The organism is Arthrobacter sp. efr-133-R2A-120 (assembly GCF_030209835.1).
Classification (GTDB): Bacteria; Actinomycetota; Actinomycetes; order Actinomycetales; family Micrococcaceae; genus Arthrobacter.
Window position 1 is genome coordinate 1 of record NZ_JARVRF010000012.1, and the last position, 23,498, is coordinate 23,498.

Genomic DNA, 23,498 nt, shown 5'->3' on the forward strand with positions numbered 1-23,498 from the left:
ACACGATGAGCGGCCCCCGGAACAAAACCCCAGGGGCCGCTCATCCATGCACTCTTGACAGCCGTAGCTACATATCAGTGCCGTGGCAGTCGGCGATGATTCTGCCCGCGTCGGCGACTCCTTCGCGGCGGCAGCCGCCCAACTGCCAGCAGCATTGCTGTACCTCAGCGTGCTGGCACTCGTGTTCGTCGTGTTGCCCGGGTTGACCGTGGGCCTGGGTTGGACCCTGCTGGGCCTCGGCACGGTATTCGGGCTGTTCGGCGGACTCGTGGGCATGCCGGAATGGATGCGCGACATCTCGCCGTTCACCCACTCCCCTGTGCCGATCGGCACCTCCACGGACTGGAGCGGAGGCATATGGATGCTATGCATCGCGGTGGTGGTCGCCATTCTGGCGACAATAGGTATGAAACAGCGTGAACTGACCACGGCTTAACGCTGGGGAACGGCCGCTCCCCACAGGCCAAGGAAGGTACGGCACTCGAACTGGCTCAGGGCGAGACCTGCGTCATCCCCTTCAGCTGTTTGCCGAAACCGCAGTCCCCAAGCCAAGTGCCGTGAGGATCGCGGCAGACGTCCGTTCGAGCGCTTTCGTGACAGATGGTCTCTTCAGCCAGAGAACGGCCTTGGTCGCCACCAAGGACAGGACTCCGAGGTAGAGCATCGAAATTGCGAAGTCGATGACTCCGAGCATCATCGTCAGTCCAAGCGACGCTTCCCCCGGAGGTAGGAACTGGGGCACAACCGCGAGGAAAAACAGGCCGACTTTGGGGTTGAGCATGCACGATACAAGTCCCGCGAAGAAGCTCGAGCGCAGTTTGGGGCCCGTCCCCGGGACGTCTTCTTCCTGGTGGGTGGACTGGCCGCGCCGGCTGTGGATAAAGGCGCTGATCCCCAGGTAGATCAGGTACAAGCCACCAATGATCTTCACTACCCGGTAGGCCTCGGCCGACTGTTCCAGAAGCGCCGCCAATCCAATGCCGACAAGCCCTGCCCAAAAGATGCTGCCGAGCGAGGAGCCGAGACCCGCTGAGAGGCCGGCCTTGACGTTTGACAGGCTGTACCTCAAGACGAGGAACGAGTCAGGACCCGGAGTGAGGGCCAAAATCACGCACAACCCAACAAACGCCGCAAGTGAACTCAGAGTCATGCTCCCATTGAATCATTGCGCGGTATCTGCACTGGGCGCCGCGGGCCTCACGGAACCTTCCCAGAGCCCACAGCTACAATAGGGCCGTCCGTATTTCCCTTGGAGAGGTAGTTCCCTTTTGGTCACTCGCCACGATGCACCCAGCCCGGAGCCGGGTCAGTCACCCCCTGTTGCCTACCCGGGCCAGGGAAAGCTGGCTGCCCGCAGCCGGCGGTTCAGCTTCCGCCGTTCGCCCCGCTGGTTCAAAATCACCAGCGCCGCAGTGGCTGTCTTGCTGATCGCAGTCATCGCGTTTGGAGGGTATTGGGTGTGGCGCCTTCAGTCCAACATCTCATCATCCGCACTCGGCGCCGGAGGCGTCAGGACGGAAGGACCGGTGGACGACAGCAAGGACCGGCTTCAAATCCTCGTTCTGGGTACCGATACCAGGAGCGGGAAGAACGGGCAGTTCGGCACGACCGACCAATCTTCGGGCTACGGCCAATCGGACGTCATGATGTTGCTGGATATTTCCGCGGACAACAACCATGTCAACGTCATCAGTTTCCCCCGGGACTTGTTGGTCGACGTACCGGCTTGTACCGACAACAAAACCGGCAAGCAATACCCCGAACGGCAAAATGCCATGATCAACAGTGCGATGGCCGAGGCTGGCATCGGCTGCGCAGTTGACACCGTCAACAAGCTCACGGGTTTGGAGGTTGACCACTTCATGATGGCCGACTTCAACGCCGTGACCGAACTATCCAAGGCCGTCGGCGGCGTCGATGTCTGCGTGAGCACTGCAGTCAACGACCCCGATTCCGGACTGCATTTGCCCAAGGGCACCTCGCAGGTGGAAGGCGACCAGGCCCTGGCTTTCCTGCGCACCCGCCATGCATTTTCCGACGGCGGAGACCTCGGACGAATCAAGGCGCAGCAATCGTTCCTCGGTTCCCTCGTACGGAAGCTCAAGGCCGACGGAACGCTCGGAAACCCCCAGAAGATGCTGAGCATCGCCGATACAGTCACGAAGAACCTCACCGTCGACAACGGTCTTGCCTCGGTTCCGGCCCTGTTGACCATCGCGGGCAGGCTCAAGAACATTGACCCGGCCAAGGTCAACTTCATCACTGTGCCCAACGTCCCGGCGGCGTCCGATCCCAACCGGCTCGACCTCGACCAGCCTGCTGCAAGCAACTTCTTTGCTGCCCTGACCAAGAGCCCCGACCTCAGCCAGCCCGCACCAAGCGCCGCGGCGTCCCCTGCTCCATCCACGGAAGCCCCGAAAGCCGGATACGACAAGTCGCTTCAACCGATCACCGTCGCCAATGGAACGGGCGTGACCGGCAAAAGCCAGGAGATCGGATCGATTCTCTCCGCCGGCGGATTCACGAAGCTGTCCAGGATCCAAGCCGACGCCAGGGCACAGACCATGGTCTACTACGGTGCAGGCTTCGCCGACGTTGCCGCGGACGTCGCCGCAATGTTCGGTTTGCCTGCGACGAGCGTGCAGCAGGTCGCCAGTGTCCAGGGGGTCCAGCTCTACGCCGGGCAAGACTTCGCCAGTGGCAACAAGCCGACGCTTCCGGCCCCCAAGCCCAACGATGTAGTTGCCCAGACCGCCCAAGACCAGACCTGCCAGACGACCAACCCGGTCGGATAGCCGGAAGACAGAGCGCCCTCCGTCCCCCATTGCGGGGCGGAGGGCGCTTTCTGTTTGTACTACTGAGGCTGCTCCCCCGAAACGTTGACTAGCCAGGCAATGCCGAACTTATCAGTCAGCATCCCGAAGATGTCTCCCCAGGGTGCCTTCTCCATCGGCACGGTGACAGTCCCGCCGTCGGCCAGTCCGTCCCAGTAGCCGCGGAGTTCCGCTTCGTCCTCGCCGCTGAGTGACACCGAGATGTTGTTTCCCGGGTTGTAGTCCATGCTGTTGGGGGTGTCTGCGGCCATGAGCAGCAGTCCGTTGTCTGTTTTGAGTGCCGAGTGCATGATCTTGTCGCTTTCGGCGGGGTCTTCGCTCGCGTGGAACTCCGCGAAAGTGCTTTGAGTCAGTTCGCCTCCGAAGACCGACTGGTAGAAGGCCATCGCCTCCTTGGCGTTGTCCCGAAAGCTGATGTACGGGTTGAGGTTCGTGGTCATTACGTGGCTCCTCAGTGTTTGGGGCAGCGCGATCGGCTACCTTTTCGTCATGCTAACAGCGCCGGACGGGACCATCCACAGGCAATTTGTCCGGCGCCCGGAGGGCGCTCTCAGCCGCTGTCGTGTGTCCTGCCCGACGGCGGCCGCCCCGCTTCCTAGCTGCCGCTCGTCTCCCGTCCGACGAGGCCTACGGTGTTGCCCTCGCTGTCTTCGACGAAGGCCATCCATTCATCGGTTCCAGCTGGTCCGAGGCTCCCGTCGACGTGACTGTAGACCAATTGTGGTTCCTGGATGATCTTTGTCCCTGAGGCGCGGAGTTCGTCAACAGCGACCTGGAGATTGACTACGTCAAGGTAGATCAGCGACGCCGGAGCGCCGCGATCGAGGAGAAGCCGGACGCCGTCGAGATCGAAGAAGAGCAGGCCGGGCGGATCGAATCTTCCGCTTGGCCCGCTGCCCAGCAGCCGGGAGTAGAACGCCGCTGCACGGTCGAGGTCCACTGCCCGCTGGGCAACCTGGATTAACCTCATGTTGTATCTCCGGGGATTGGCGTCACCTCAACTTCGGTAGCCATATCTTCCGCGGTCCACGTTGCTGGTTCAAGATGTGCCGGTTCGAGTTCGGCATCAGTGCGGGATAGTGTCGTGTCCATGCCTGCTGCAAAACCCGCCCTGGTCCGCACTGCCCTCATCGCCGGATTGGCCGACGCCATTCTCATTCTTGTTTTCGCTGCCATCGGCCGCGACGCACACCAGCGTGCTGACATTCTGACAGGGGTCTTTGCCACGGCCTGGCCGTTTCTTGCTGGCGCCGCGATCGGATGGCTCACCGTGAAGGTCTGGCGGGCACCCTTCCAGACGTGGCCGGCAGGCGTCGCCGTGTGGCTTGCAACCGTGGCCGGGGGCATGCTTTTGCGTGCGGCTACCGGACAGACAGTAGTACTAGCGTTCATCATTGTCGCTCTCATCAGCTTGGCGATACTGCTGCTTGGCTACCGTTCTGTGATCGCCCTCGTGGTGCGGGTCCGCCGCCGGAGCCGCCGGTCCTAAGCACCCGCCGATGCACTAGGCTTGCTACGTCCACTGCTGCACTTCGGAAAGGCCGCCCCCAGTGATCACCGCTTTTGTCCTGATCAAGACTGACGCTTCACGCATCCCGGAGACGGCCGAGGAGATCTCCGCCATCCAAGGGATCAGCGAGGTCTACTCCGTCACAGGGGAATGGGACCTTATTGCCGTGGCGCGAGTGGCGAAGCATGAGGAATTGGCGGACGTCATTGCCGACAAACTCTCCAAGGTTCCCGCAGTGGTTCACACCACCACGCACATCGCCTTCCGCGCGTACTCACAGCATGATCTGGATGCCGCGTTTTCGCTCGGCTTCGAGCAGTAACCGCCGGCATCCTGGCGCTTTGCCTACCTTTGGGTGAGTCCGACCCACGTGTCAAGGACCCGGGTAGCCGCTCCGGAATCGATCGATTCCGCAGCCCGCAGCCAAGCTGACTTCATTCGTTCCAGGAACGATCCGTCTGCGGCAGTGTCGAAGGCCACCAAGCCTGCGGCGGCGTTGAGCAACACGGCATCGCGGACCGGGCCCGGCTTCCCCTCAAGTACTTCGCGCACGACGGCGGCATTCGCCTCGGCGTTGCCGCCTCGAAGATCGGCGACGGTCGCCGCAGCGATCCCAAGATCCACCGGCGAGAACCGCTGCTCCGTGACGTGCCCGTTCCTGATTTCCCACACCGTGGATGGACCTGTGGTGGTGAGTTCATCAAGGCCGTCTTCCCCGCGGAACACCAGTCCGCGGCTCCCTCGCCGAGCCAGGACCCCGGCGATCAACGGAGCCATGGTGGCGTTGGCAACACCCACGGCTGAAGCCTGGACATGGGCCGGGTTGGTCATCGGTCCCAGGAAATTGAACGCCGTGGCAATGCCAAGTTCCGCCCGCACCACGCCGGTATGCCGGAATGACGGGTGGAATACCTGGGCGAAGCAAAAAGTGATCCCCGCCTCCTCGGCGTTGCGGGCTACGCGCTCGATCGGCAAGTCGAGCCTCACGCCCAAGGCTTCCAGGACGTCGGCCGAGCCCGACGACGACGATGCCGCCCGGTTGCCGTGCTTTACGACGCGCGCACCCGCCCCCGCCGCCACAAGGGCAGCCATCGTCGAGATGTTGACCGTGTTGAGGCGATCGCCGCCGGTTCCCACAATGTCAAGCTTTTCGCCCGGAATGCTCACAGGTTTGGCGTTGGAGAGCATCGCCTCGACCAGTCCGGTGACTTCATCCACCGTCTCCCCTTTGGCGCGCAGGGCCACCAGGAAACCGGCAATCTGGGAAGGGGCGGCCTCCCCGGACATGATCGTGTTCATGGCCCATGCCGTGTTCCCGACCGAGAGGTCATGCCCGTCGATCAATGCGGAGATGAGTCCGGGCCACGAGTTGCTTGCCTGCTCTGCAGATGCCTGTGAAGTCACCACTTGATGCTAGCGATCCACCCTGCTCCGTGACCAATGCTAAGGACGTCGGGAACTTTTCCGCGCGAATTCGCGTGTTTGTAGAAAAAGTCTCCCCAAATGGCGGTTCGCATTGGGAAGTCCGGACTTTTACAGACATAATGTCCTTGTGACATCTGCGACCCATGCCCCCAGTACCCCGGCGCACCCGACGCTGAATCGCCCCAATTTGGTTTCCGTTGGAACCGTTGTGTGGCTTTCCAGTGAGTTGATGTTCTTCGCCGGTCTCTTCGCCATGTACTTCACGCTGCGCTCCACGTCGGGCGCGCTGTGGGCGGAAGAAACCGGCAAGCTCAACTTCCCGTTTGCGCTTGTAAACACGATCGTTCTTGTGTCAAGTTCCTTCACTTGCCAGATGGGCGTCTTCGCCGCCGAGCGACTTGAGCCGCGCCGTCGAGGTGGTGTTCTGCAGTTCACCCGCTGGGGCATGAACGAATGGTTCATCCTGACGTTCATCATGGGCTCCTTCTTCGTTGCCGGCCAGACCACCGAATACGCAATGCTTGTGTCCGAGCACGTTACGCTCTCGGCCAATGCCTACGGTTCCGCGTTCTACATGACAACCGGCTTCCACGGCCTCCACGTCATTGGCGGCCTCATCGCCTTCCTGTTCATCATTGGGCGCGCATACGCCGCCAAGAAGTTCGGGCACTTTGAAGCGACCTCGGCAATCGTCACCTCGTACTACTGGCACTTCGTGGATGTTGTGTGGATCGGCCTCTTCCTGGTCATCTACGTACTGAAGTAGCCCGGCACCGACTCTTGTTCCACAAGAGGATGAATTTTAAAGAAGCGGCTCGCGGAGCCGACGCAGGATCGAAAAAAGGAACCACCACGTGAAGGCACTCTCGCAGAAGCGACGTCATCCACTGGCAGCCATTGCGCTGCTGCTGATGGGACTCCTCGTCACTGGTGGGCTCTACGCCGTTGCCACAACGGTCAACCAGGCGAAGGCAGACACCACTACCTTCAGCGCAAGCGACGCCCAGGAAGGCGGCAAGCTCTTCGCCGCCAACTGCGCCACCTGCCACGGCATGGGCGCCAGCGGAACCAAGGACGGCCCCTCGCTGGTCGGTGTGGGTGCTGCTGCAGTTGACTTCCAGGTTGGCACCGGCCGTATGCCCATGCAGATGAACGGACCCCAGGCCCAGGAAAAGCCGAGGCAGTTCAACGACCAGCAAACCCAGCAGCTGGCAGCCTACGTCGCCTCGCTCGGCGCTGGCCCGTCAATTCCCGATGCATCGCTGCTCGACGAAAACGGAGATGCCGCCAAGGGTGGCGAACTCTTCCGCGTCAACTGCGCGATGTGCCACAACGCCGCAGCCGCCGGCGGTGCCTTGACCCGTGGAAAGTTCGCTCCGGCCCTGGCTGGAGTCTCAGGTCAGCACATCTATGAAGCCATGGCCACTGGTCCGCAGAACATGCCCGTCTTCAACGACGCCAACATCTCTCCTGAAGGCAAGCGCGACATCATCACCTTCCTGAAGAAGATCGAAACCAACGGCTCGCCGGGTGGAAACGACCTCGGAGGCCTGGGTCCGGTATCCGAAGGTCTCTTCGTCTGGGTTGCAGGCCTCGGCGTCATCATCGCCTTCACCATCTGGCTGACGTCCCGTACGTCCTAGGCCAGCGCACTACAAGAACTTCTGCTGTCCCCACAGCAGTTTTGAATTGAACATTAACCCGGTTACGGCCGGGACAACGAGAGAAGGATGAGGCGAATTATGGGCAACCATAGTGACGGCAGTCCGAACCACTCGGGCACCGTAGCTACGGCTGGTCAGAATGTTGTGGAGAAGTTCCAGGATCCTGGGCTTCCTCCGCACCGTTTGCGCCTGGCTGACACGGACCCGCGAGCCGCTAAGCGAGCCGAGCGACAGGTAGCCATACTGTTTGGCATCTCCGTCATCGGCACGGTGATCTTCCTGGTGTCGTACTTTGCCATCGATCTTGGGCAAGACTCCACGATCGCAACGATCCGCACCCAGAACCTGTTGCTCGGCCTTGGCACCGCATTCGCGATGCTTGGCATCGGCACGGGCATCGTGCACTGGGCCAAGGCCCTCATGCCGGACCACGAGGTATCGGAAGAGCGCCACGCCATCCGTACCGAGGAAGACCGCCAGGCAGCCGTGCGAATCGTCGAGGACATCGTCGAGGAAACCGGCATCAAGCGTCGCCCGCTGATCCGCAACACCCTTCTGGGTGCCGTGGCGCTGGCGCCCCTCCCGGCCTTGGCAGTATTCGGTGACCTTGGTCCCCGCCCGGACAACACCCTCGCTCACACCATGTGGGCTCCCCAGGACGGCAAGCTCAAGCGCCTCACCCGCGACCCCGACGGAACTCCGATCAAGGCATCGGACGTTACCATTGGTTCTGCGTTCCACGTGATCCCGGAAGGCCTCAACGAACTCCAGGAGGGCAAGCTCAACGCGAAGGCCAAGGCCGTCGTTTTGCTCATGCGCCTCAACCCGGATGACCTGACGATTTCCAAGGGCCGCGAAACCTGGAGCTACAACGGAATCGTTGCCTACTCCAAGATCTGCACCCACGTCGGCTGCCCCGTTGCCCTTTATGAGCAGCAAACGCACCACCTGCTGTGCCCGTGCCACCAGTCAACCTTCGACCTCACCAAGGAATGCAAGGTTATCTTCGGCCCCGCCAGCCGTCCGCTCCCCCAGCTGCCCATCGCGGTAGACGCTGAGGGCTACCTCGTAGCCACGAGCGATTTCAAAGAACCTGTAGGACCGAGTTACTGGGAGCGTGACGAGCATGAGCGCCTCATCAACAGCTGAAGTCCCCTTCGTACCCAAAACCAAGGTTGGCCGGATCACGGACTTCGTTGACGAGCGCGTCGGCGGATCCGGAATCCTGCGTGAATTCGGCCGCAAGGTCTTCCCCGACCACTGGTCCTTCATGTTCGGTGAGGTGGCGCTGTATTCCTTCGTCATTCTCCTCATGTCGGGTACCTTCCTGACGTTCTTCTTTGACCCGTCGATGGCCGAGACCCACTACACGGGTTCTTACACGCCGCTGACCAACGTCGAAATGTCGGTCGCGTACAACTCGTCGCTGAACATTTCCTTCGACATTCGCGGTGGCTTGTTCTTCCGCCAGGTCCACCACTGGGCGGCTTTGCTCTTCGTGGCATCGCTTGGTGTCCACATGCTGCGTGTGTTCTTCACGGGTGCTTTCCGCAAGCCTCGTGAAATGAACTGGGTGGTGGGCGGCGTCCTGCTCATCCTGGCAATGGCTGAAGGCTTCACGGGATACTCGCTTCCCGATGACCTTCTCTCCGGTAACGGCCTGCGAATCATCGATGGTGTTATCAAGTCCATCCCGGTGATCGGTACGTATATCTCGTTCTTCCTCTTCGGTGGCGAGTTCCCGGGTACGGCCATCATCGGCCGCCTGTACGTGCTGCACATCCTGCTGGTCCCGGCCATGATTCTGCTGATGATCGTCATCCACCTCTTCATGGTGGTTGTGCACAAGCACACGCAGTACCCCGGCCCGGGTCGCAACGACGGCAACGTCGTCGGTTACCCCTTGGGACCGGTTTACGCCGCAAAGGCCGGTGGCTTCTTCTTCATCGTGTTCGGTGTCGTCGCGCTCATGGCCGCGATGTTCACTATCAACCCGATCTGGAACTACGGACCGTACGACCCCTCCCCAGTGTCGGCCGGTACCCAGCCCGACTGGTACATCGGCTTCGTCGACGGCGCCCTGCGACTCATGCCTGGTGTTGTCAACGACTTCCACTTCGAATACATCATCTTCGGCCATGTGCTGACGCTGAATGTGCTGCTGCCCGCATTGGTTCCCGCAGGCATCATTTTCACGGTGCTGTTCATGTACCCGTGGATCGAACGCTGGATCACCAAGGACAACCGCGAGCACCACGTGCTCGACCGTCCGCGTAACGCTCCCACACGTACCGCCATTGGCGTCGCAGGCTTTACCTGGTACTGCGTCATGTGGGCCGCTGCCGGCTCGGACCTCATCGCGACGCACTTCCACGTTGCCCTGAACGACGTCACGTACTGGCTGCGTACGCTGTTCTTCATCGGCCCGATCATTGCGTTCATGGTGACCAAGCGCGTGGCCCTTGCGCTCCAGCGCAAGGACCGTGAAATTGCCTTGCACGGCCGCGAAACCGGCCGCATCGTGCGCCTGCCGCACGGTGAGTTCATCGAGGTACACGCACCCCTCGACGACTACAAGCACTACAAGCTTGTAGGCTTCGAGTCGCCTTCCCCGTTGCCGGCCGAGCCGAACGAGCACGGTGTGGTCACCCCGAAGGAGAAGCGCCGCGCGGCATTGTCCAAGTGGTTCTTCGAAGACCGTGTTGCTCCGGCAACACCGGCCGAGCTTGAAGCGGCTCACGGACACGGCCACCATGAGGCCATCGAGTCCGGCGAAGAGCACAAGAGCCTGAGCCACTAGCTCCCGCAGAGAGCACAGAGAAGGCCCCGTCCACGTGGACGGGGCCTTCTCTCGTTGTTCGGGCTTTCAGGCGGGCGGCCCTGGACGCTTTGAGTTAGTGGGTGCGGTACCCCGTGGATTGGCTTCGGGTGGAGCGAACGCCCGGGCGCTGCAACGGGACCCACAACTTGTACCGATCGGCCCGATAGTAGGACACGGAGTAGTCCACCATGGCGCGGGCAACGAAAGCGTGGCGCTGAATCTTGAGCAACGGCGTACCGACATCCACGTTCAACAGCCGCGCTGTCGATGGCGATGCTGCCGTCGCTTCGATCATGTCCTCTCCCCACTCCATCACCAGTCCGTACTTCTCACTCAGCACGTTGTACAAGGAGGTGGGAGGCGCCTCGTCCAAAAGACCTGGCACGCGATGGGCGGGGATGAAGTTCTCGTCCACGCTCATGGGTTCGTTGTCGGCGAGCAGGAGCCGTCTGAAGCGGACCAACGGCGTCCCTTCCTCCAGCTGGAGTTCCCTCGCCAGGAAGGCACTCGCCGCGATTTGTTCAAAGCTCAGGACCTTGGCTGCCGGAACCATGCCGCGGCGTTGCATTTCCTCGCTGTACGACGTGAGCTTCACTTGGAGGTCCAGCTTCGGTTTGCGGACGAAAGTTCCCAGTCCAACCACCCGTTCAATGACTTCCTCGCCGACGAGGGCATCAATGGCCTGCCGCACCGTCATCCTGGCAAGTCCGAAGCGTTCGGACAAGTCCCGCTCCGAAGGCAATGCCGCACCGGGCTTGCAGGACTCGGAGATATAGCTACGCAGGATCTCGCGCAGCTGAACGTAGATGGGAGTGCCGCTCTTGCGGTCGATCTCCCCCGCGATACGTGCTGCCTCAGCGGGCACGACGGACTCCGGCCACAAAATCATTCATGGATTAAGCGTAGGCGAATCCACCGGCAGGTCTAGACCAGCTGAGCGCTGCGAACGTTGCCGTCGCGTGGCGGCGCTAGGCTTGTAGGGATCAAAATCGCAGTCGGCATTTCGGCCGTCCGAGTCAAAGGAGCCGGTTTGCCCGAGCACAAAGCCATCGTCGCCGCAGAGATCGGCCTCCACGCACGTGCTGCCGCCGTGTTCGTGCGGGCTGTGACAGCCACAGGCCTTCCGGTGACGATCCGCAAGCCCGGCCAGCAAGCCGTGGATGCGCGTTCTTTGCTCGAGGTCATGACCGAAGATTTCGGCCACGGTTGCGAGGTGGTCCTCTCGGTCTCCGGAGAAGCGCTACAAGCTGGTCTCACGCTTGATGAGGTCAACGATGCCTTGGCCGCGCTTTCGGCCGTCCTGGAGGCCGTAGAAGGTCAGTGAGCGGGCAAAGCCGACGAGCCGGGCCTCCCCCCGGGGGTAGCTTTCGGTCATCATCCTTAACAACAACGACGTCGGGCCCCACCAATTTGGTGGGGCCCGACGTCGTATTCAGGTACTTCTAGTGCGCGTGGTCTCCACGGCTGTATTCGAAGACCCAACCGACCAAGGCAACGAGGGCCAGGCCCGCGGCGACAAAGGTGATCCAGAAACCCACGGCTAGGCCAAGGAAGCCACCGGCGCAAGCCAGACCGAGGACCAGCGGCCACCAGCTCCAGGGGCTGAAGTGTCCCTGCTCGCCGGCGCCTTCGTGGATCTCAGCATCCGCACGGTCTTCCGGGCGCATGCCGACTCGCTTGCCAGTGAACCCGAGGTAGCCGCCGATCATGCCTGCCAGGCCACCGACCAGGAGAATGCCCAGGGTTCCAACCCACTCAGACCAGTGGGTCAGGAAACCGTAGGCCAGTGCGACGGGGACGAAGAAGAAGGTCCCGGCTCCAAAGATCCATGATTCGATTTTCACTTGGCGTCCTTCTGATCAGCGTTGCCGAGCACCTTTGCTGCCGGCTCAGGGCTCAGCGCAGTGTGGTGCTGAGCGAGTTCCGGGTGGTGGAGGTCCAAGGCAGGACGTTCGGAACGGATGCGGGGCAGCGAGGTGAAGTTGTGCCGCGGCGGCGGGCAGGATGTGGCCCACTCGAGCGAAGCGCCGAAGCCCCAGGGATCGTCCACTTCCACCTTCTTGTTGCTGCGCCACGTGATGTAGACGTTCCAGAAGAACGGCAGGAGTGAAGCGCCCAGCACGAAGGATGAAATGGTGGAGAACTGGTTCATCCAGGTGAAGCCGTCCTGCGGCATGTAGTCCGCGTAGCGGCGGGGCATGCCCTCGACGCCGAGCCAGTGCTGGATCAGGAAGGTGCCGTGGAAGCCCAGGAACAGGAGCCAGAAGTGGATCTTGCCGAGGCGTTCGTTGAGCATCTTGCCGGTCCACTTGGGCCACCAGAAGTAGAAGCCCGCGAACATGGCGAACACGACAGTTCCGAAGACCACATAGTGGAAGTGCGCTACGACGAAGTAGGAGTCTGAAACGTGGAAGTCAAGCGGCGGGGAGGCCAGGATGATGCCGGTCAGGCCGCCGAAGAGGAAGGTGACCAGGAAGCCGATGCTCCAGAGCATAGGCGTCTCGAAGGTAATCGAGCCCTGCCACAACGTACCGATCCAGTTGAAGAACTTCACGCCGGTGGGTACCGCGATCAGCATCGTCATGAAGGAGAAGAACGGCAGCAGTACCGATCCAGTGACGTACATGTGGTGGGCCCAGACAGTAACAGACAGGGCAGCGATGGCAATGGTCGCGTAGACCAGGCCCTTGTAGCCGAAGATCGGCTTGCGGCTGAATACCGGGAAGATCTCAGAGACGATGCCAAAGAACGGCAGCGCAATGATGTAGACCTCGGGGTGGCCGAAGAACCAGAACAGGTGCTGCCACAAGACAGCTCCGCCGTTCTCCGGATCGAAGATGTGGGCTCCGAAGCGGCGGTCTGCGCCGAGGGCGAAGAGCGCGGCGGCGAGCGGCGGGAAGGCCATGAGAACCAGGATTGCCGTCACGAGGGTGTTCCAGGTGAAGATCGGCATGCGCCACATCGTCATGCCGGGAGCGCGCATGCAGATGATGGTGGTAATGAAGTTCACGGCACCGAGGATGGTTCCGAAACCGGACAATGCCAGGCCGAAGACCCAAAGGTCTCCACCCACGCCCGGGGTGAATGTCGTGTCCGACAAGGGGGCATAGGCGAACCAGCCGAAGGAGGCGGCACCCTGCGGGGTGATGAAGCCGGACACCGCGATGGTGGAACCGAAGAGGAAGAACCAGAAAGCCAGTGCGTTCAGTCGCGGGAAGGCAACGTCGGGGGCACCGATCTGAAGCGGCATGATGACGTTCGCGAACCCTGCGAAGAGCGGCGTCGCAAACATCAGCAGCATCACGGTGCCGTGCATCGTAAACAGCTGGTTGTACTGTTCCTTGGTCTGCAGGATCTGCATGCCGGGCTCGAAGAGCTCGGCACGGATCAGCAGCGCCATGACACCGCCCAGGCAGAAGAACACGAAGGACGCGATCAGGTACATGTACCCGATGGTCTTGTGGTCAGTGGAGGTGATCCAGTTGACGACGATGCGTCCCTTGGATTTCGGTACTACCGGAGCGTCGAGGACCCCGGCGGATTGAGTGTAAGTAGCCACGTCGCTTCCCTTAATTCTTTGCGTTCAGGTTCGGGTTGCGGTCGTACTTCGAATCGAGAAGACCGGTGTTGCCGCTCTGGCGAAGCTGGTCCATGTGAGCCTGGAACTCAGCCTCGGAAACGACCTTCACTCGGAACAGCATCTCTGAGTGGTATTCACCGCAAAGTTCGGCGCACTTGCCGTCATAGGTTCCCTCCTTGGTGGGGGTCAACCTGATGTAGTTGGTCTTGCCGGGGATCATGTCGCGCTTCTGAAGGAAGGCGGGTACCCAGAAAGAGTGAATGACGTCGCGGGAGTTCAATTCCAGGTCAACCGACTTGTTGACCGGCAGGTACAAGGTGGGGAGCTTGTCCTTGTCCACGTTGTTGCCCGTGAGGTGCGCCTGGACGCCGGCCTCGTGAAGGTCTTCGGAGATGACCGATCCCTTCACATAGTTGAAGTCCCAAGCCCACTGCTTGCCGCGGACGTCAATGGTGACGTCGGCCGGCTGGGAGCGATCATCGATTGCCCGCTGGTCCTGGTCGGTGAAGTAGAAGAACACCAGCACCATGAACAGCGGAATGGTCAAATAAAAGACCTCCAGAGGGAGGTTGTAGCTAAGCTGCTTCGGGAAACCCGTGGTGCCCTTGCGGCGGCGGTAGGCGATGATGCACCAGACCAGCAGGCCCCAAGTAATAATGCCCACGGCGAGGGCGGCGATCCATGAGTTGACCCAGAGGTCCATGATCCGATCGGTGTTGCTGGTGGTTCCACGTTCCGTGGGCAACCAGCCTTTTTCTACCTCTGGTGAACATCCGGTCAAAACCAACGCGCCGGCTAGTGCCAAGCCAGTGATCGAGGTGATCTTTATGCGTCGGCTGCCGGTTCGGTTCTGCGAACTCACAGACGGCCCTTCCTCTTGTTGCTGCAGCCCGGCAGGCCGAAAGCCCACCGGGCACACTAAAGTTTTACTACCCGATGTAGAGCTTACCGCTACCGAGCGGTTTTCGCTGACATGCTGGCCCAGTGCGTCGGCACGGGTTCAACCCGTTCCTGAACTGGGCCAACAGTCTGCGAATGCCCGGGTTTAGTGGAACGAATCGCCGCAGGCGCAAGACCCGCCGGCGTTAGGATTGTCGATGGTGAAGCCCTGCTTCGAGATGGTGTCCTCGAAGTCGATGCTGGCACCGCTCAGGTAAGGCACGCTCATCTTGTCGACAACCACTTCGACGCCGTCGTAGTCGCGGACGGCGTCGCCGTCGAGCAGGCGCTCGTCGAAGTAGAGCTGGTAGATCAGGCCCGAGCAGCCGCCCGGCTGAACAGCGACGCGGAGCCTCAAGTCCGTGCGGCCTTCTTGTTCGAGAAGGCTCCGGACTTTACCTGCGGCGACATCGGTCAGCTTGACCTCGTGCTCAGGAAGCTCGCCGCCTGCGAGCTGCGCTCCGGTGCTGTTTTCGTTGGTTGCAGTGCTCATTGGCCTACCTTCTTATGACGCTCTTGGCGGCTGCGCCTTCGCGCTGCCTGCCCTTACCCAAATACGTGCGGGTTATAGCTACATGCTACGTCCAGCCAGCGCATAGCTATAACTCCTAACGTAACCGGCCGGACCCTTACGTTGTTCCCGGTCAATGCGGGTGTGGGCTCAGGCGCCTTCCGAGTTCAGCCGGGCCAGCATCAGTGCTTCTGCCAGAACGGCGTTGCGGAAATCTCCGATGTGAAGCGATTCGTTGGCGCTGTGGGCTCGTGAATCCGGGTCCTCGACACCAGTCACCAGGATCTGGACATCGGGATAGGTTTCCGTCAGGTCCGCGATGAACGGTATGGATCCGCCGATCCCCATCTCAACGGCGGGCACACCCCAGGCTTCGCCCAGGGCCCACATCGCGATCCGGGCCGCCGCCGATCCAGTGTCGGTGGAGAAGGCATTGCCGCGCTCCCCCGGCACAAACGTCACCTTCGCCCCGAAGGGCGCGTTCGCCTCCAGGTGCCTCCCCACTGCGTCCATGGCGGCATCGGGGTCTTGCCCGGGAGCCAAGCGCAGGCTGAACTTGGCCCGCGCGGAGGGGAGCAGGGTGTTGGATGCGACGTCGACGGCGGGTGCGTCGATGCCGATGACGGACAAGGCGGGCTTGGTCCAGAGCCTCGAAGCGATGCTGCCGCTGCCGGCGAGCCGCACGCCGTCGAGCACGGAGGCGTCGGCGCGGTACTGTTCCTCGTCCACGTCCTCAACGACGTCGTCCCTGGCTACCAGGCCCTCGATGGCCACGTTGCCGTCGTCGTCGTGAAGGGTAGCGATGAGGCGGGACAGCAGGGTCGGCGCATCCAGTACCGGACCACCGAACATGCCGGAGTGCACGGCGTGATCAAGGACCCGCACTTCGAAGGTGCCGTCCACCAAGCCGCGGAGGCTTGTTGTCAGCGCGGGAACGCCGACCTTCCAGTTGCTTGAATCCGCCACAACGATGACGTTCGCTTCGAGGAGCTCGCGGTGTGTTTCGAGGAACGTGCGGAACGTCGGCGAGCCGGCCTCTTCTTCGCCCTCGAAGAACAAGGTGACCCCGAGGCCGAAATCGTCTCCCAGTACCTGGGTGACAGCGGCGTAAGACGCCAGGTGGGCCATGATTCCCGCTTTGTCGTCGGCCGCACCACGGCCATAAAGGCGGCCATCGCGTTCCTCTGCGACGAAGGGCTCGCTGTCCCACAAGGTCACGTCGCCCGGCGGTTGCACATCGTGGTGCGCGTAAAGCAGGATCGTTGCTTTGCCCGGCGCGGCGACGCGGCGAGCAACGATAGCGGGGCCTCCGGGCGTCCCGTCGGCCTTGTCACAGCGCAGGATCTGTACGTCGCGGAAGCCCGACTCACGGACCAGCGCCGCAACAGCCTCGGCGCTCCGCTCCAGTTCCGCCGGGTCAAAGCTTGGCCAGGCGATCCCCGGGATAGCGACCAGGTCTTTCAAACGAGCCATGGTCTCGTCAAAAGAAGCATCGATCGAGGACTTGAGCGCATCAACATTGATTGTGCTGGAGCCGCCGGAAAGGGTCTGCGGGATCTCCGCATTCATTGAAGTCATGGCGAAAAGACTACCGCCGGGAGTGGTGCTGGGGAACCGGACCGGGCGGCGTGGCGGGCGCTATCGGAGGGCGGCACGTCACGTCGACTTTGGCGCGGTTCGTGCGGGGTATTCTGTAGTGGTGTTTGGACGTAAAAAGGATGAGCCGAGCGCTCAGGACTCAATAGACCAGCTTGCCGCCGAAGCCCTCGTGAAAGGCGCCGGCAAGGGCGCTCCCACGCCCAAGCGCAAGGAGCAGGAAGCAGCCCGCAAGCGCCCCCTGGTGCCGACGGACCGCAAGGCCTCGAAAGAAGCCGAGCGCATCGCCATGCAGGACCAGCGCCAGAAAATGCGCCAGGCCCTGGACACCGGCGATGAAAAATACTTGCCGCTGCGGGACAAGGGACCCCAGAAGCGTTTTGCGCGCGACTATGTAGATGCCCGTTTCAGCCTGGGTGAGTACCTGATGTTCGGTGCCCTGCTGTTCGTGGTCATCTCCTTCATCATTCCTGCGGGAAGCGACGTCCTCAGCTACATCCTGATCGGGTTCTGGGTCATGTTCCTCGCGGTCTTCGCGGATGTGTTCGTACTCTCCCGCAAGTTGCGCAAGGGCTTGACGCAGAAGTTCGGCGACGTCGAGCGTGGCACCGTCTGGTACGGCAGCATGCGTTCCCTGCAATTCCGCCGCCTGCGCCTGCCGAAGCCGCAGGTGCAGCGAGGCCAGTACCCCGCTTAAGTCCCCCCATCGCCAAGGACACGAGTCCGACGAATCAAAAAGACCCTGGAACAGCTGTTCCAGGGTCTTTTTGATTGTCCGCACGTGGCGGTTCAGGTGCCCGGCCGTCGGCTCCCTGTTTAGCGGCGACGCTTCGCGAGGGCTCTGTTGATGCCGGCGGCCCAGAACGGACCTTCGTACAGGAACGCCGTATAGCCCTGCACGAGGGTTGCTCCGGCGTCGAGCCGCTCCTGGACGTCCGCGGCAGACTGCACACCGCCGACGGCGATGAGCACGAGCCCCTCCCCCACAGCGGCCTTCAGGCGGCGCAATACCTCGAGCGAACGCTCCTTGAGCGGTGCACCGGAGAGTCCGCCGGCGCCGCACGCGTCCACTTTGCCCGGATCGGAAACCAGGCCTTCCCGGCCGATGGTGGTGTTTGTGGCAATGATCCCGTCGAGCTTGAGGTCCAAGGCGAGGCGGGCGACGTCGTCAATGTCTTCGTCACTCAGATCCGGTGCGATCTTGACGAGCAGCGGCACATGGCGGCCGGCGGATTCGTCCGCGGCGTCGCCTACGGCGCGCAAGAGCGGGCGAAGTGTTTCGACGTTCTGGAGCAGGCGCAATCCCGGAGTGTTGGGCGAGCTGACGTTGACTACCAGGTAGTCGGCGGCGGGTGCCAGGCTGCGGGCGCTGACCAAGTAGTCCTCAACTGCGTCGTCGAGCTCGACAACCTTGGTCTTGCCGATGTTGACTCCGATCACGGGACGAACGCCTGAATGCGCCCGCTGCAACGCCGCCCGGGCGGCCTTGAGCCGCGGGGCCACGGCCGCCGCGCCGTCGTTGTTGAAGCCCATGCGGTTGATCACGGCCTTGTCCTCGATCAGGCGGAAAAGCCGTGGTTTCTCATTTCCGGGCTGTGCCTGGCCGGTGATCGTACCTACCTCCACGTGGCCGAAGCCCAACTCAGCGAGGGCTTCGATTCCGTGGCCCTCTTTATCGAAACCGGCCGCAAGACCGAAGGGCGACGGAAACGTCAGCCCGAAAGCCTCCGTGCGCAGGGAGGGGTGCGGAGCCGTCATTTTGGCCAGAACGCGTCCTGCTCCTGAGCGGTGTGCAAAGCGGATCGCCTGGAAGCCGATCTTGTGGGCCTTTTCGGCATCCATCCAGGAGAAGGCCAACTTGAAGAATGTGGGGTAAACGCGCATGGTCCTAGTTTTCCGGTTTACGGGTCGCGCACCAAACCAGGGCGGTTACCGGACGGTAGCATGTACCAATGCCGAGCAATCCGCGTGATGGAGTTCACTCCAAGGCAACTATTGAAGCCGATGTCGTCATCATTGGGGCGGGACTGTCGGGACTGGTCGCCGCGGCCCAAGCCTACGCCGACGGCAAACGGGTTGCTGTCCTGGACCAGGAACCCTCCGCCTCCGTGGGCGGCCAGGCACATTGGTCTTTCGGCGGCTTGTTCCTGGTCGACTCTCCCGAGCAGCGGAGGCTGGGCGTCAGGGACAGCCCCGAGCTTGCCTTGAGCGACTGGCTGGCGTCCGCGGCTTTTGACCGGCCGGAAGACCACTGGGCCCGGCGGTGGGCGGAAGCCTACGTGGATTTTGCCGCCGGCGAGAAGCGCCGCTGGCTGAACTCCCTTGGCGTGCGGATCTTTCCACTCGTGCAGTGGGCCGAACGCGGCGGCTATGGTCCCCAAGGCCACGGCAACACGGTCCCGCGGTTCCACGTCACGTGGGGCACGGGACCCGGCGTCGTGCAACCGTTCCTGGCAAAAGTGAACGAGGGCGTGGCCCGCGGAAGGATATCCCTCCATTTCCGGCATCGCGCCACGGAAATTACGACGACGGCGGGCCGCGTCACCGGGGTCGTCGGCGAGATCCTCGAGGCGTCCGGAGCCGGACGCGGCGAAGCATCGCCAAGGACCGTCGTCGGGCGCTTTGAGGCGACCGCAGGAGCGACCATCGTGACCACCGGCGGAATCGGCGGGAACCACACCATGGTGCGGAGGCAATGGCCGGACGGCCGTGCGCCGGAACACATGCTGAGCGGTGTACCGGCATCCGTCGACGGCGAGTTCCTCGCCGCCGCTGCTGCCGCTGGTGGAAGGCTCATCAATGGCGACCGCATGTGGCACTACCCCGAAGGCATCCACAACCACTCCCCCGTGTGGCCTTCGCACGGCATCCGTATACTGCCCGGTCCGTCGTCGCTGTGGATTGACGCGACAGGCCGGCAGTTGCCCGCCCCGCTCTTTCCGGGCTTCGATTCGTTGGGCGCCCTCCGCCATATCCTGGCGAGCGGACACGGACATTCGTGGTTCGTGTGCAACCGCACCATCGCTCTGAAGGAATTCGCCCTGTCGGGGTCGGAACAGAACCCGGACCTCACCGGCAAGGACATCAGGCTCCTCGTTTCCAGGCTCAATCCCGGCAGCGATTCTCCGTTGCGCCTCTTCCTGGACCGCGGCGTGGATTTCCTGCAAGCCGAAACGGCCGCGGAGCTCGCTGCGAAAATGAACTCGCTGACAGGCTCGGCCCTGATAGATCCTGCCCGGCTCGATTCACTCATCCACGATCGGGACCTGCAGGTGGCGAGCGGACTGGGCAAGGATCCGCAGCTCGCCGCGATCCGGGCGGCGCGGCGTTTCGCCACCGACAAGATCATGCGGGTGGCCCCTCCGCACCGGCTCACCGACCCGGAACACGGTCCGCTCCTGGCCGTTCGCCTCTCCGTCCTGACGCGCAAGAGCCTGGGCGGACTTCAAACGGACCTTCGTTCACGTGTGCTTGACGATTCCGGAACTCCCGTCCCCGGACTGTACGCGGCGGGCGAGGCCGCCGGCTTCGGCGGAGGAGGCATCCATGGATACCGGGCGTTGGAAGGAACCTTCCTTGGCGGGTGCCTGTTCTCCGGACGCGCAGCCGGGCGCGATGCCGCGGCGAGTGTCTAAGCTGTTCCCATGGAGTGGCAGACCGATATCCTCGGTGCGGACTTCGAAAGTTGCGCATTCGAGGCGGCCGGACCTGATGGAGTTGTCCGGCGCGCAACGCTGGTCCGCCATGTCCCGCGCCAAGGCGCGGACAGCCCCGGTGGTTTTCCCGCGCCGGCCAACCGTTCGGTCCTGTTCCTGCACGGATGGAGCGACTACTTTTTCAACGTCGCCCTGGCGGAGTTTTGGACGGGTCAAGGCTTCCATTTCTACGCGTTGGACATGCACAACCACGGCCGCAGCCTGCAAGCGGACAGGCCTGGCGGTTACGTCGAGCACCTGAACGACTACGACGCCGAAATCAGCAAAGCCATCGATATGATCCGTTCCGCGGACCAGCGTAGTCAGGAGCCCGGCTCGTTGACCCTCATGGGGCATTCCACCGGGGGCCTCGTGGCCGCGTTGTGGGTCAGTGGCCACCCCGGCTCGGTCCAGTACCTCGTCCTGAATAGCCCGTGGCTTGAAATGCATGGAAGTTCCGTGGTCCGCCGTGCCGCGCAGACCATGGTGAAGCCCCTCGCACGGTTCCGGCCCACTACCATCCTGCGCTTGCCCGAACGCGGCTTCTATTTCCGCAGCATCAGCAGCTCGGCCGAAGGCGAATGGCTCGTCGACGAAAAATACCGCCCGCCTTTGGCCTTTCCCATGCGGGCCGGTTGGCTCAGTGCGGTCCTCAGCGGCCACACGAGGGTAGCCCGGGGGCTGAGAATAGATATCCCGATCCTGGTTTTGATTTCCGGAGCGAGCGCCAACGGCATGGTCTGGCAAGAGTCCATGCGGCACTCGGACGCGGTCCTGGACGTCAACACCATGGCAGTCCGGGCCATGACCCTTGGCCGGACGGTCACCCTGGAACGGGTGGACGGCGGCCTCCACGATGTCTTCCTGTCGGCCGGCCCGGTGCGCGCCGATGCCTATGACAGGCTTGCGCGTTGGATTCACGGATACATCACCAACGGGCCACGGACTGAACCTCCGGCGGGCCGTGAGCTGGGACAAGCGGGGGAAACGCCATGACGACTGAACTCGGGGTGCCGGTCTGGCAACACGACTTCCTGGGCGGCGGATTCGAGGCCTTGGAGCTGGAACTTCCACCGGACGAGGAGGGTCCCGTCTGCGCCACCCTCGTCCGACACATCCGCCAGGTGGCCGCACCGTCAGTGCCGCACGGGCTCCTGGATGCCTTGACGGCATTCACTCGACGGCGACGCCGGCACGACGTTCCCGTCACCCAGGGGCCGCCGAGGGTGGTGCTGTACATCCACGGCTGGGCGGACTACTTCATGCAGACGGAGCTGGCCGAGTTTCTCGGCGCCTCAGGATTCCATTTCTATGCCCTTGACCTGCGCAAGTTTGGGCGGAGCCTGCGGCCCGGTCAGACTCCCGGCTACACCACCGACCTCACGGTCTATGACGAAGACCTTGACGCCGCCCTGCGTACCATCCAGCAGGATGTTGCCGAGCTGACGGGTAGCGCGGAGGCACCCACCGTCCACCTCCTGGCCCACTCGCTCGGCGGCCTGATCGCGGCGCTGTGGGCCGACCGGAACCCCGGCCGCATTGCCACGCTGACGTTGAATTCGCCGTGGCTGGAGCTCCAGGGCAGCAGCCTGATCCGCAGCATGGCGATGCGTCTGGTGGAACCATTTGCGCGTACCGACCCCAAACGACCCTTTCGTTTCCCTGAGATGCCGGCCTACTGGGAAAGCGTGAGCAACCTGGCCCACGGCGAATGGACCCTCGATCCGGAATGGAGGCCCCGGGCTTCCTTCCCGATCCGTGCAGGGTGGACAAAGGCAGTCCTCGCGGGGCACGCCGCCGTCGAACGCAAACTCAATATCGACGCCCCGGTGCTCGTGCTGCTTTCCGGCCGGACCCGGATCCAGGCCGAATGGACCGCGGAGCTCATGCGCGTCGACGCCGTGATCGACGTAGAGCAGACGGCCCGTCGGGCGCTGGGCCTTGGCCGCCGGACAGCGGTATTCCGCTATCCGGGCGCCCTTCACGATGTATTCCTGTCAAGGCGTACGATCCGACAGCAGGCCTACCGGGACGTAGCTATCTGGTTGGCTTCCTACCCGGACTGAGCGGTTCGCAGCACCTGTGTGCTAATTCGGTGCCGGGGTCAGCGGGGTGCCGCCGCATCTACCGCGCCCCCGTAGCGGCGGTCCCGTTTGGCATAGATCTCGACGGCGTCCCACAAAGTCCTGCGGTCGACGTCGGGCCACAGCGTGTCCATGAAGACGAATTCCGCGTAGGCGGATTGCCACAAGAGGAAGTTCGAGAGCCGCTGCTCGCCGGAGCTTCGCAGGAACAGGTCCACATCCGGAAGGTCCGGTTCATCGAGGTACCTCTGGATGGTCTTCTCGGTGACGGAGCCGGGTTTCAGGCGGCCGTCGGCAACATCCTGGGCAATCGCGGCGACGGCATCGGCGATTTCGGCGCGGCCGCCGTAGTTGACACACATTGTCAAGGTGCAGGTGTCGTTGCCGCGCGTGAACTCCTCGGCGTCTTCCAGCTCCTTGATGACGGAGCCCCACAGCTTGGGCCTCCGTCCTGCCCAGCGGATCCGCACTCCCCATTCATCAAGCTGGTTGCGCTGCCGACGCAGCACATCCTTGTTAAATCCCATGAGGAAGCGCACTTCTTCAGGAGAACGGCGCCAGTTTTCGGTGGAGAATGCGTAGACACTGACGTACTTGATGCCCAGCTCGATCGCGCCTGCCATTACATCCAGTAGGGCCGGCTCCCCCGCTTTGTGACCTTCGATGCGCGGGAGGCCTCGTTGGTTCGCCCAGCGGCCGTTGCCGTCCATGACGATGGCCACGTGCCGCGGTATCAGTTCTGCAGGGATGGCCGGCGGCCTGGCGCCCGAGGGATGGTGGTAGGGGGGCCTCACCGGGGTGGTCCGCACCGTTGCCGTCTTCTTTTTTCCCAGTGCCAC

Annotated in this window: 25 protein-coding genes; 13 read left to right on the forward strand and 12 right to left on the reverse strand. The window is 62.6% G+C overall.

Annotated elements, in window-relative coordinates:
• The first annotated feature begins 82 nt into the window (after window positions 1-82).
• Window positions 83-436 (forward strand): efflux permease Rv1217c-related protein, encoded by a 354-nt coding sequence (locus QRN52_RS08040; protein WP_284752211.1) that lies wholly within the window; start codon window positions 83-85, stop codon window positions 434-436.
• 81 nt (window positions 437-517) lie between these two features.
• On the opposite strand, the gene QRN52_RS08045 is transcribed toward QRN52_RS08040, so the two are convergent.
• Window positions 518-1,150, reverse strand: coding sequence for a LysE family translocator (locus tag QRN52_RS08045; RefSeq protein ID WP_284752212.1), 633 nt, complete (start codon window positions 1,148-1,150; stop codon window positions 518-520).
• A gap of 118 nt (window positions 1,151-1,268) precedes the next feature.
• Here QRN52_RS08045 and QRN52_RS08050 point away from each other — a divergent pair, with 118 nt between their 5' ends.
• Window positions 1,269-2,795: an LCP family protein gene (locus QRN52_RS08050; RefSeq protein WP_284752213.1), complete on the forward strand. Its 1,527-nt coding sequence runs from the start codon at window positions 1,269-1,271 to the stop codon at window positions 2,793-2,795.
• A gap of 59 nt (window positions 2,796-2,854) precedes the next feature.
• Here QRN52_RS08050 and QRN52_RS08055 read toward each other — a convergent pair whose 3' ends face one another.
• Both QRN52_RS08055 and QRN52_RS08060 read right to left on the reverse strand, forming a co-directional pair.
• Window positions 2,855-3,274: a VOC family protein gene (locus QRN52_RS08055; RefSeq protein ID WP_284752214.1), complete on the reverse strand. Its 420-nt coding sequence runs from the start codon at window positions 3,272-3,274 to the stop codon at window positions 2,855-2,857.
• Window positions 3,275-3,429: 155 nt separating this feature from the next.
• Window positions 3,430-3,804: a VOC family protein gene (locus QRN52_RS08060; protein ID WP_284752215.1), complete on the reverse strand. Its 375-nt coding sequence runs from the start codon at window positions 3,802-3,804 to the stop codon at window positions 3,430-3,432.
• Between the two features lie 120 nt (window positions 3,805-3,924).
• On the opposite strand from QRN52_RS08060, the gene QRN52_RS08065 reads away from it, so the two are divergent.
• Window positions 3,925-4,323, forward strand: a complete 399-nt coding sequence (locus QRN52_RS08065; RefSeq protein ID WP_284752216.1) for a DUF3054 domain-containing protein — start codon at window positions 3,925-3,927, stop codon at window positions 4,321-4,323.
• Between the two features lie 61 nt (window positions 4,324-4,384).
• Window positions 4,385-4,666, forward strand: a complete 282-nt coding sequence (locus QRN52_RS08070; protein WP_078108932.1) for an Lrp/AsnC family transcriptional regulator — start codon at window positions 4,385-4,387, stop codon at window positions 4,664-4,666.
• 23 nt (window positions 4,667-4,689) lie between these two features.
• Here QRN52_RS08070 and trpD read toward each other — a convergent pair whose 3' ends face one another.
• Window positions 4,690-5,748: an anthranilate phosphoribosyltransferase gene (trpD, locus tag QRN52_RS08075; protein ID WP_284752217.1), complete on the reverse strand. Its 1,059-nt coding sequence runs from the start codon at window positions 5,746-5,748 to the stop codon at window positions 4,690-4,692.
• Window positions 5,749-5,896: 148 nt separating this feature from the next.
• Between trpD and ctaE the strand changes: the two genes are divergently transcribed.
• The 4 genes from ctaE to qcrB all read left to right on the forward strand — a co-directional run bounded on the left by ctaE (window position 5,897) and on the right by qcrB (window position 10,233).
• On the forward strand, window positions 5,897-6,535 hold the full coding sequence (gene ctaE / locus QRN52_RS08080) for an aa3-type cytochrome oxidase subunit III (RefSeq protein WP_236810900.1): 639 nt from the start codon (window positions 5,897-5,899) through the stop codon (window positions 6,533-6,535).
• Window positions 6,536-6,623: 88 nt separating this feature from the next.
• A complete protein-coding gene (gene qcrC, locus QRN52_RS08085) occupies window positions 6,624-7,412 on the forward strand; it encodes a cytochrome bc1 complex diheme cytochrome c subunit (RefSeq protein ID WP_284752218.1) in 789 nt (262 codons plus the stop codon).
• Window positions 7,413-7,511: 99 nt separating this feature from the next.
• Window positions 7,512-8,582 (forward strand): cytochrome bc1 complex Rieske iron-sulfur subunit, encoded by a 1,071-nt coding sequence (gene qcrA, locus QRN52_RS08090; protein WP_284752219.1) that lies wholly within the window; start codon window positions 7,512-7,514, stop codon window positions 8,580-8,582.
• The gene (qcrB, locus tag QRN52_RS08095; RefSeq protein WP_234749250.1) at window positions 8,560-10,233 is read left to right on the forward strand and encodes a cytochrome bc1 complex cytochrome b subunit; all 1,674 of its coding nucleotides are present in this window, start codon (window positions 8,560-8,562) and stop codon (window positions 10,231-10,233) included. The genes qcrA and qcrB overlap by 23 nt, the downstream gene beginning before the upstream one ends.
• 94 nt (window positions 10,234-10,327) lie before the next feature.
• Here qcrB and QRN52_RS08100 read toward each other — a convergent pair whose 3' ends face one another.
• Complete coding sequence (locus tag QRN52_RS08100) at window positions 10,328-11,143, reverse strand: GntR family transcriptional regulator (RefSeq protein ID WP_284752220.1); 816 nt, start codon at window positions 11,141-11,143, stop codon at window positions 10,328-10,330.
• Between the two features lie 141 nt (window positions 11,144-11,284).
• Between QRN52_RS08100 and QRN52_RS08105 the strand changes: the two genes are divergently transcribed.
• A complete protein-coding gene (locus tag QRN52_RS08105; RefSeq protein ID WP_284752221.1) occupies window positions 11,285-11,578 on the forward strand; it encodes an HPr family phosphocarrier protein in 294 nt (97 codons plus the stop codon).
• A 118-nt stretch (window positions 11,579-11,696) separates the two neighbouring features.
• On the opposite strand, the gene QRN52_RS08110 is transcribed toward QRN52_RS08105, so the two are convergent.
• From QRN52_RS08110 to QRN52_RS08130, 5 genes are all read right to left on the reverse strand, one after another.
• Entirely contained in the window at window positions 11,697-12,098 is a 402-nt protein-coding gene (locus QRN52_RS08110; RefSeq protein ID WP_284752222.1) for a cytochrome c oxidase subunit 4, read from the reverse strand.
• Complete coding sequence (ctaD, locus tag QRN52_RS08115; RefSeq protein ID WP_284752223.1) at window positions 12,095-13,813, reverse strand: aa3-type cytochrome oxidase subunit I; 1,719 nt, start codon at window positions 13,811-13,813, stop codon at window positions 12,095-12,097. The genes QRN52_RS08110 and ctaD overlap by 4 nt, the downstream gene beginning before the upstream one ends.
• A gap of 10 nt (window positions 13,814-13,823) precedes the next feature.
• Window positions 13,824-14,696, reverse strand: coding sequence for an aa3-type cytochrome oxidase subunit II (gene ctaC / locus QRN52_RS08120; RefSeq protein WP_284752224.1), 873 nt, complete (start codon window positions 14,694-14,696; stop codon window positions 13,824-13,826).
• Window positions 14,697-14,879: 183 nt separating this feature from the next.
• On the reverse strand, window positions 14,880-15,266 hold the full coding sequence (locus QRN52_RS08125) for a HesB/IscA family protein (protein WP_059390004.1): 387 nt from the start codon (window positions 15,264-15,266) through the stop codon (window positions 14,880-14,882).
• A 168-nt stretch (window positions 15,267-15,434) separates the two neighbouring features.
• Window positions 15,435-16,862 (reverse strand): dipeptidase, encoded by a 1,428-nt coding sequence (locus QRN52_RS08130; RefSeq protein ID WP_284752225.1) that lies wholly within the window; start codon window positions 16,860-16,862, stop codon window positions 15,435-15,437.
• A 121-nt stretch (window positions 16,863-16,983) separates the two neighbouring features.
• Here QRN52_RS08130 and QRN52_RS08135 point away from each other — a divergent pair, with 121 nt between their 5' ends.
• Complete coding sequence (locus QRN52_RS08135) at window positions 16,984-17,577, forward strand: DUF3043 domain-containing protein (RefSeq protein ID WP_284752226.1); 594 nt, start codon at window positions 16,984-16,986, stop codon at window positions 17,575-17,577.
• Window positions 17,578-17,696: 119 nt separating this feature from the next.
• Here the strand turns inward: QRN52_RS08135 and QRN52_RS08140 are convergent, their stop codons facing one another.
• On the reverse strand, window positions 17,697-18,764 hold the full coding sequence (locus QRN52_RS08140) for a quinone-dependent dihydroorotate dehydrogenase (protein ID WP_284752227.1): 1,068 nt from the start codon (window positions 18,762-18,764) through the stop codon (window positions 17,697-17,699).
• Window positions 18,765-18,832: 68 nt separating this feature from the next.
• Between QRN52_RS08140 and QRN52_RS08145 the strand changes: the two genes are divergently transcribed.
• Genes QRN52_RS08145 through QRN52_RS08155 form a run of 3 tightly spaced genes read left to right on the forward strand, consistent with a single transcriptional unit; the run spans window position 18,833 to window position 22,641 of the window.
• Window positions 18,833-20,515 (forward strand): FAD-binding dehydrogenase, encoded by a 1,683-nt coding sequence (locus QRN52_RS08145; protein WP_284752228.1) that lies wholly within the window; start codon window positions 18,833-18,835, stop codon window positions 20,513-20,515.
• Window positions 20,516-20,524: 9 nt separating this feature from the next.
• Window positions 20,525-21,571, forward strand: coding sequence for an alpha/beta hydrolase (locus tag QRN52_RS08150; RefSeq protein ID WP_284752229.1), 1,047 nt, complete (start codon window positions 20,525-20,527; stop codon window positions 21,569-21,571).
• A complete protein-coding gene (locus QRN52_RS08155) occupies window positions 21,568-22,641 on the forward strand; it encodes an alpha/beta hydrolase (protein ID WP_284752230.1) in 1,074 nt (357 codons plus the stop codon). Before QRN52_RS08150 ends, QRN52_RS08155 begins: the two co-directional genes overlap by 4 nt.
• Before the next feature lie 38 nt (window positions 22,642-22,679).
• On the opposite strand, the gene QRN52_RS08160 is transcribed toward QRN52_RS08155, so the two are convergent.
• Entirely contained in the window at window positions 22,680-23,498 is an 819-nt protein-coding gene (locus QRN52_RS08160) for an isoprenyl transferase (protein WP_284752231.1), read from the reverse strand.

Bases quoted from the DNA above. Each gene is read 5' to 3' on its own strand.
- QRN52_RS08045 (WP_284752212.1), bottom strand. From the start codon at position 1,150: ATGACTCTGAGTTCACTTGCGGCGTTTGTTGGGTTGTGCGTGATTTTG.
- QRN52_RS08055 (WP_284752214.1), bottom strand. From the start codon at position 3,274: ATGACCACGAACCTCAACCCGTACATCAGCTTTCGGGACAACGCCAAG.
- QRN52_RS08060 (WP_284752215.1), bottom strand. From the start codon at position 3,804: ATGAGGTTAATCCAGGTTGCCCAGCGGGCAGTGGACCTCGACCGTGCA.
- QRN52_RS08065 (WP_284752216.1), top strand. From the start codon at position 3,925: ATGCCTGCTGCAAAACCCGCCCTGGTCCGCACTGCCCTCATCGCCGGA.
- qcrA (WP_284752219.1), top strand. From the start codon at position 7,512: ATGGGCAACCATAGTGACGGCAGTCCGAACCACTCGGGCACCGTAGCT.
- qcrB (WP_234749250.1), top strand. From the start codon at position 8,560: ATGAGCGCCTCATCAACAGCTGAAGTCCCCTTCGTACCCAAAACCAAG.
- QRN52_RS08100 (WP_284752220.1), bottom strand. From the start codon at position 11,143: ATGATTTTGTGGCCGGAGTCCGTCGTGCCCGCTGAGGCAGCACGTATC.
- QRN52_RS08125 (WP_059390004.1), bottom strand. From the start codon at position 15,266: ATGAGCACTGCAACCAACGAAAACAGCACCGGAGCGCAGCTCGCAGGC.
- QRN52_RS08130 (WP_284752225.1), bottom strand. From the start codon at position 16,862: ATGACTTCAATGAATGCGGAGATCCCGCAGACCCTTTCCGGCGGCTCC.
- QRN52_RS08140 (WP_284752227.1), bottom strand. From the start codon at position 18,764: ATGCGCGTTTACCCCACATTCTTCAAGTTGGCCTTCTCCTGGATGGAT.
- QRN52_RS08145 (WP_284752228.1), top strand. From the start codon at position 18,833: ATGCCGAGCAATCCGCGTGATGGAGTTCACTCCAAGGCAACTATTGAA.
- QRN52_RS08150 (WP_284752229.1), top strand. From the start codon at position 20,525: ATGGAGTGGCAGACCGATATCCTCGGTGCGGACTTCGAAAGTTGCGCA.
- QRN52_RS08155 (WP_284752230.1), top strand. From the start codon at position 21,568: ATGACGACTGAACTCGGGGTGCCGGTCTGGCAACACGACTTCCTGGGC.